This is a genomic window from Vogesella margarita (genome assembly GCF_028548475.1).
Classification (GTDB): domain Bacteria; phylum Pseudomonadota; class Gammaproteobacteria; order Burkholderiales; family Chromobacteriaceae; genus Vogesella; species Vogesella margarita.
The window spans coordinates 143,288-149,458 of sequence record NZ_JAQQLE010000013.1; the positions used below are offsets into that span (position 1 = coordinate 143,288).

Annotated in this window: 6 protein-coding genes and 1 pseudogene; 3 read left to right on the forward strand and 4 right to left on the reverse strand. The window is 61.6% G+C overall.

Features of this window, described 5'->3' with window-relative positions; all coding sequences use genetic code 11:
• Window positions 1–40 precede the first annotated feature (40 nt).
• Window positions 41–1,375: a glutamine synthetase family protein gene (locus tag PQU96_RS14150; protein WP_272773049.1), complete on the reverse strand. Its 1,335-nt coding sequence runs from the start codon at window positions 1,373–1,375 to the stop codon at window positions 41–43.
• A gap of 342 nt (window positions 1,376–1,717) precedes the next feature.
• On the opposite strand from PQU96_RS14150, the gene PQU96_RS14155 reads away from it, so the two are divergent.
• Complete coding sequence (locus PQU96_RS14155; protein WP_272773050.1) at window positions 1,718–2,371, forward strand: GntR family transcriptional regulator; 654 nt, start codon at window positions 1,718–1,720, stop codon at window positions 2,369–2,371.
• Window positions 2,372–2,522: 151 nt separating this feature from the next.
• Window positions 2,523–2,951, forward strand: coding sequence for an Hsp20/alpha crystallin family protein (locus PQU96_RS14160; protein WP_272773051.1), 429 nt, complete (start codon window positions 2,523–2,525; stop codon window positions 2,949–2,951).
• Between the two features lie 250 nt (window positions 2,952–3,201).
• On the opposite strand, the gene PQU96_RS14165 is transcribed toward PQU96_RS14160, so the two are convergent.
• The 3 genes and pseudogenes from PQU96_RS14165 to PQU96_RS14175 form a co-directional block, all read right to left on the reverse strand.
• Window positions 3,202–4,020, reverse strand: a complete 819-nt coding sequence (locus PQU96_RS14165; protein ID WP_272773052.1) for a HEPN domain-containing protein — start codon at window positions 4,018–4,020, stop codon at window positions 3,202–3,204.
• A gap of 382 nt (window positions 4,021–4,402) precedes the next feature.
• Window positions 4,403–4,656: pseudogene (locus PQU96_RS14170) on the reverse strand (Lrp/AsnC ligand binding domain-containing protein).
• Between the two features lie 40 nt (window positions 4,657–4,696).
• Window positions 4,697–5,140 (reverse strand): winged helix-turn-helix transcriptional regulator, encoded by a 444-nt coding sequence (locus PQU96_RS14175; protein ID WP_272773054.1) that lies wholly within the window; start codon window positions 5,138–5,140, stop codon window positions 4,697–4,699.
• Between the two features lie 103 nt (window positions 5,141–5,243).
• On the opposite strand from PQU96_RS14175, the gene PQU96_RS14180 reads away from it, so the two are divergent.
• Window positions 5,244–6,089 (forward strand): alpha/beta hydrolase, encoded by an 846-nt coding sequence (locus PQU96_RS14180; RefSeq protein WP_272773055.1) that lies wholly within the window; start codon window positions 5,244–5,246, stop codon window positions 6,087–6,089.
• Window positions 6,090–6,171 lie beyond the last annotated feature (82 nt).

The window sequence follows — 6,171 nt, forward strand, 5'->3', positions numbered from 1 at the left end:
TTCTGTATCGGCTGCGGCCAACGTTGGCCGCAGGCGGGGCTTAGACGTGCAGTTGCAGGTGCTCGCGCTCCCAGGCGGTGATGGCACGGTTGAAGGTCTCGAATTCCTTTTCCTTCACCGCGCAGAACGCCTGCACGAACTCCTCGCCCAGAATCGCCGCCAGCTCCGGGCAGTCCTGCATCAGCTCCACCGCGTCTTCCAGGCTGCGCGGCAGCTCGTAGTCCAGGTTGTAGGCACTGTCGTCCATCGGCGCGGACGGCTCGATCCTGTTCACCATGCCGAGGTAACCGCAGGCCAGCGTCGCCGCCATCGCCAGGTAGGGGTTCACGTCCACGCCGGGCACGCGGTTTTCCACCCGGCGCGCGGCCGGGCCGGACGGCGGAATGCGGATGCCGCAGGTGCGGTTGTCGTAGCCCCAGCGCACATTGATCGGCGCCGCGGTGTGGCGGCTCAGGCGCCGATAGCTGTTCACGTACGGCGCGAACATCGGCATCGCCCGCGGCAGATAGCGTTGCATGCCGCCGATGTGGTGGAAGAACAGCTCGCTGGCGCTGCCGTCCGGCTGCGAGAAGATGTTGGCGCCGCTGTCATCCACGATGCTCTGGTGGATGTGCATCGCGCTGCCCGGCTCGCCTTCCATCGGCTTGGCCATGAAGGTGGCGAAGATATTGTGACGGTAGGCGGTTTCGCGCACCGCGCGCTTGAACAGGAACACCTGGTCGGCCAGCGCCATCGCGTCGCCGTGACTGAAGTTGATCTCCATCTGGCAGGCGCCGACCTCGTGGATCAGCGTTTCCACCTTCAGCTGCGCCGCCTCGCAGAATGCCGACAGCTCCTGGAAGAAGGGGTCGAAATCGTTGACCGCGTCGATGGAGAACGACTGCCGCCCCACCTCGGAGCGGCCGGCGCGGCCGGAGGGCGGGCGCAGCGGCTCGTGCGGGTTGGTGTTCTGGCGGATCAGGTAGAACTCCATCTCCGGCGCCACCACCGGGCGCCAGCCGCGGTCCTCGTACAGCTTCAGCACGCGGCGCAGCACCGCGCGCGGCGAGATGCCGACCGGCGTGCCGTCGAAATCCTCGCAGTCGTGGATCACCACCGCCACCGGCTCGATCGCCCATGGCACCAGGCGGATGGTCGACGGGTCCGGCCGGCACACCATGTCCGGGTCGTTGGCGCCGGCAAAGCGCTCGAACTCGGCGAATTCGCCGTTCACGGTGATGGTCAGCACCGCCTTGGACATCTTCATGCTGTCCTCGGCCAGAAACAGCCCCTTGGGCACGATCTTGCCGCGCGCCATGCCGGTCATGTCCGGTATCACGCACTCCACTTCGTGAATATTGTGCTCGCGTATAAACGCGGCCAGTTGCTCGTTCATCGTCGTTCTCCTGCGGACTGTCCCGGTTATTTATCGCCTGTCGCCCGCCGCTCTTGCCCGCCCTTCTTGCCAGACGGGAACCACTGCAAAACACAGGTCATGCCGTGCATCGTAAATTTGATCAAATACTCAAGTCAACATTTGATCAAATATTTCCGTCGTCCGTAAAAAAGACCGCACAATGGCGGCCAACCTCGCGCCACGATGGCAACGACAGGCGTCAGTCAACGCGCGGCGCACACCGGCAGCAGGCACCGTCCAGCCAGCCGCCGCACCCTGCCCGCGCCCAGACCATGGCCGGCTTCTGCTATGCTTGCCGCCAATTTGTCCTGACTACGCCCCATGAAAACCAGCACCGCCTCCACCCTGCAAGACGAGACCTACGACACGCTGCGCCACTGGCTGATGCTGGGGCGCTGGCTGCCGGGCGAGCGGCTGAAGATCCGCCAGCTGGCCGAGGAACTGGGCGTCAGCCAGATGCCGGTGCGCGCCGCGCTGCAAAGGTTGGCCGCAGAAAAGGCGCTGCTGAACATCCCCAACTGCGGCGTGCAGGTGCCGCAGCTGACCGAAACGCAGTTCGACGACATCCTGGAAAACCGCATCCTGCTGGAAGGCGAAGCCGCCTTCCGCGGCGCGCAAAGGTTGGCCGCTACGGAGCGCGACGAGCTGCTGCGGCTGTGCCGCGCGATGGACGACGCCATCGCCACGGACGACATCAAGGGCTATCTCGACGCCAACGAGCTGTTTCACCTGCAGCTGTACCGTGCCAGCGGCTCGCCGCTGCTGCTGTCGCTGATCGAGACGGTTTGGCTGCACGTCGGCCCGATCTCCAACCAGCTGCATCAGGATCTGGCGGTATGGAAGACCATGAACGACGCCCACCACGCGCTGCTGGACGCGCTGCAGGCCGGCGACGCCGGTGCGGTGCGCCGCGCCATCGAGCAGGATCTGCGCACCGCCGGCAGCTACCTGCGCCTCAGCTGCCGCCCCGGCTGAGCACCCGTTTTGCCACGGCCGGCGGCGCCTGTTGCGCCAGATCAAACCGCCCGGTTACGTCTCCTTGTCGTTTGCGCCGGCGGTGCACTATACCAGGAGGTGAGCAGCCCGCACGGCCGCCCTAAACATCTGATTATCCAAGGAGAATACGATGAGCCTGCTTCCTTCCCGCAGCACCCTGTTCGACGACCTGTTCCGCGATTTCGGCGGCCACGGTTTCTTCATCAAGCCCCTGCACGGTGATGCGCTGCCGTCGCAGATCAAGCTTGACGTCAAGGAAACCGACGCTGGCTTCACCGTACTGGCCGAGATGCCCGGCGTCTCCAAGGACGACATCCACGTCGAGATCGAGGGCGCCCAGCTCACCATCAAGGCTGAAGTGAAACAGTTCGACAAACAGAGCAAGGACGAGCAGAACCTGCGCAGCGAACGCTACTACGGCATGGTGTCGCGCAGCCTGCAGCTGCCGTCCGACCTGGACCGCGACGGCGCCACCGCCAAGTACGAAAACGGCGTACTGACGCTGACGCTGCCGAAAAAACACAGCAGCGGCAACGGCAAACGCCTGATCGTGGAATAAAACGCTGCTAGATGGCACAAAGCCCGGTCCTGGCGGCCGGGCTTTTCTTTTTGGTAACGGGTAAAAAGCGGCCAAGGTTGGCCGCAGGTTGTGGCTTGCTCGCCGGCCAATTGGCTCAGTGCGCGACGGAGGAACGAGCGGCGGGATTGGACCTACCAGCCTTCTGGAGAGAAGGTCGTCCGCTACCGACCTGGAGCGGGCGTACGAAATGTCGGACTGCTGCCGTTGGCGAAGCCGCTCAGGCTCCCCTTTAGCCAGTCTTTCCCGACTGTTTGGCTGCGGGCTTCGCTGCCTTCTTTGCTTCCTGTTCTGTCTTTGCCTTCTCGGCCGCTTTCAGCTCCGCGAACTGGCGCACACCCTCGGCGATGTCCTTCGGGATGTGCACGTACTTGACCACCTCATCGATGATCTCGGGATGCAGGAAGAACGGCGAGTTGCCTGCTTCCCAGCCCGATCGCATCTTCACGCTCTTGCGTCGTGATGGACCGAAGAAAAGGTTGTTCCAGATCAGCGCTTCACGCGCTGGGTGATCCTTCTTTTCGACGATCATTTCGAGGATACCTCCCATGACGCACGTCCCCTTTTCGTGCTTCGCCTTCGCCCTATGAATGCGATCAAGCTCATGGGATAGCAAGTTCACCGTCTTGCCGTTTATGTCAACGATGTCGTAGTCCAACGGCTGACAGTACCTTCTCAGCTCCCAAACTGCGCGGTCGAGTCGAGCCATGTCGAATGGCTCAATGTTGTATGAGACCTCGTAGTACCGATACTTCGCTCCATAGTCTTCAAGCCCCTTGATGAATTTGACGGTATCAGCACTGAGTTCGATTTCGAACTTACCACGCTGCTTCAACCTCTCAATGCCAGGAAGTACGCTGTGTCCCAATCCTTTGGCATCCATTCGATTAAGTACAAGAATGCCTTTGACGTACTTCTCTAGACAGTGCAGGGCAGACCACAGGAACGGCTGAATCAGCCGCGCTCGGTAAGCCATTCTTGCCGTGATGTAGTCCTTGTCTGCGGTCTCACGGAAGCTTCTAATTGCGAAGTCATTTACTAGGATGTGCATCGGGTTAGGCATGCCTGTTCTCAAAAGTTGTAGACCTTGATTGCATCGGTGGGCATTGAGCATATCAAAAGCCGCAATCAAGAAAGTTGTCTGCGCGGTCAAACACGACGTCACATCGTCATGCACATGGTGTCGCTACTCCTTGCGGCATGACGTCAGAGCGTAACTGGATGCATCTCTTACGAAATCATGGGTTGCAACTCAGCTCGCATGACGTGATCACCACCTGCCTGCTTGTGGCCGATAGAAGCCATGCTAGCACATGGGCATGATCAGTAACTTTGTCAGAGCAGCCACCCTGCCTCGCCTTCCCCACAAGCCACAAGCTTGGCCACAAACCCTGCCCCCCTGCTTGCGGCCAACCTTTCCACATCCGCTGCGGCTACACCGGCAGACGACTACTAGCCTTCACCTTGCGCAGCGCCATGCTGGAGTGGGTGGACGCCACGCCCGGCATCTGGCGCAGCACGTCCCGACAAAATCGCTGTAGGCGTCCAGCGAGGTGGCGACCACCTGCATCAGGTAGTCGGCGTCGCCGGTGATCTTGTGACAGGACAGCACCTGCGGCTGCGTGCGCATCGCCGCCTCGAACGCGTTCGGCCCGTTGCCGCCGTGCGCGCCGAAGCAGATCTGCACGAAGGCCAGCCCATCCAGCTCCAGCTTGCGGCGGTCGAGGTCAGCTTTCGTCCGGCGTAACAATGCGCATGGGGCGAGTCCCTATCTTCGCCCCGGTGACTTCATCCACGGCCACCGCTTTGATCTCTGTACCGGTCTCCGCGTCGAAGAAACGCGTCAGCTTGCCGCCGCCCCGGTATTGGCGCCCCCACGCGCCAATCATGAACAGTATCGGCAGGAAATCGCGGCCGGCAGCGGTCAGCAGATACTCCTCGCGCGGCGGATGCTCCGAGTAGCGCCGCTTCTCCAGCAATCCTTCCTCGGTCAGCGTCGCCAGTCGGCGCGTCAGCATTGTCGGTGCAATGCCCAGGCTTTTGCGGAATTGGTCAAAGCGGGTAAGGCCGGCATGGGCGTCCCTCAGGATCAATATGCTCCAGGAATCCCCGGCCACAGCCAGGCTGCGCGCGATCGGGCACGGGTTATCGCAACTATTTTCGTTGTCCATACTATTTTGATAGTGACTTTCCGGTAAACTGCCAGTATTGTTCGTATCAATCCAATACTAACACCTCGACGACAAGCAATCCACCGTCACGGAGATTTCATTGATGGACACCAACACCACAGGCATCACCCCGGGAGCCGAAGCATTCGCAGGCATTGGCGCAGTCACGGCGCCGCGCGCGACGGGCAATGTGAAATGGAAAGATGTACCCACCCGCACGATAGCCGTTGGCGGGGTGGCTTTCGCCTACCGGGCGCTCGGCCCGGATTCCGGTGTGCCGGTGATTTTCCTGCACCACCTGATGGCCGTGCTAGACGACTGGGACCCGCGGGTAATCGACGGCATTGCTGCACAGCGCCGGGTCATCGCCTTCGACAACCGCGGGGTCGGCGCTTCGGGGGGCTCAGTTCCGGACACCATCGAGGAGATGGGGCGCGACGCTATCGCCTTTATCCGCGCCATGGGCTTCAAGCAAGTCGATCTGCTCGGCTTTTCGCTGGGTGGCGGTGTCGCGCAAATGGTGGCGTTGCAGGCTCCCGAGCTCGTGCGCCGGATGGTGCTTGCCGGAACGGGGCCGCGGGGCGGTGGCGGCATCGAAGCGGTGACCAAAGTTGCGGCGCTTGCCTACATCAAGGCGGCGCTTACCTGGAGCGACGCAAGAAACTTCCTGTTCTTTCCACGCACGCTGGAAGGCAAGCGCGCGGCGAAAGATTACTTCGCCGCACTGAACGAGCGCACCCAGGGCCGTGACAAGCCTATTTCCCTGCAGGCCAGACGCGCCCAACTGAAGGCCATCAAGGCGGCAGGACTGAGTGCGCCGGACGACTTATCCGTTATCACGCAACCGGTTTTCATCGCCAACGGCGATAACGATCTCATGGTCTGTAAAACAGCGTGCAAAAGTGACCAGGGGGGGGTGCGGACAAAAACTTGGACTACTGGGAGGTAGTTCATGTACTCGTACGAAGATCGCATCCGCGCAGTTCTGCTTTACATACAGCTCGGCAAGCGCACTGGGGTGACCATTCGCC

Bases quoted from the DNA above. Each gene is read 5' to 3' on its own strand.
- PQU96_RS14150 (WP_272773049.1), bottom strand. From the start codon at position 1,375: ATGAACGAGCAACTGGCCGCGTTTATACGCGAGCACAATATTCACGAA.
- PQU96_RS14160 (WP_272773051.1), top strand. From the start codon at position 2,523: ATGAGCCTGCTTCCTTCCCGCAGCACCCTGTTCGACGACCTGTTCCGC.
- PQU96_RS14180 (WP_272773055.1), top strand. From the start codon at position 5,244: ATGGACACCAACACCACAGGCATCACCCCGGGAGCCGAAGCATTCGCA.
- PQU96_RS14165 (WP_272773052.1), bottom strand. From the start codon at position 4,020: ATGCACATCCTAGTAAATGACTTCGCAATTAGAAGCTTCCGTGAGACC.
- PQU96_RS14175 (WP_272773054.1), bottom strand. From the start codon at position 5,140: ATGGACAACGAAAATAGTTGCGATAACCCGTGCCCGATCGCGCGCAGC.
- PQU96_RS14155 (WP_272773050.1), top strand. From the start codon at position 1,718: ATGAAAACCAGCACCGCCTCCACCCTGCAAGACGAGACCTACGACACG.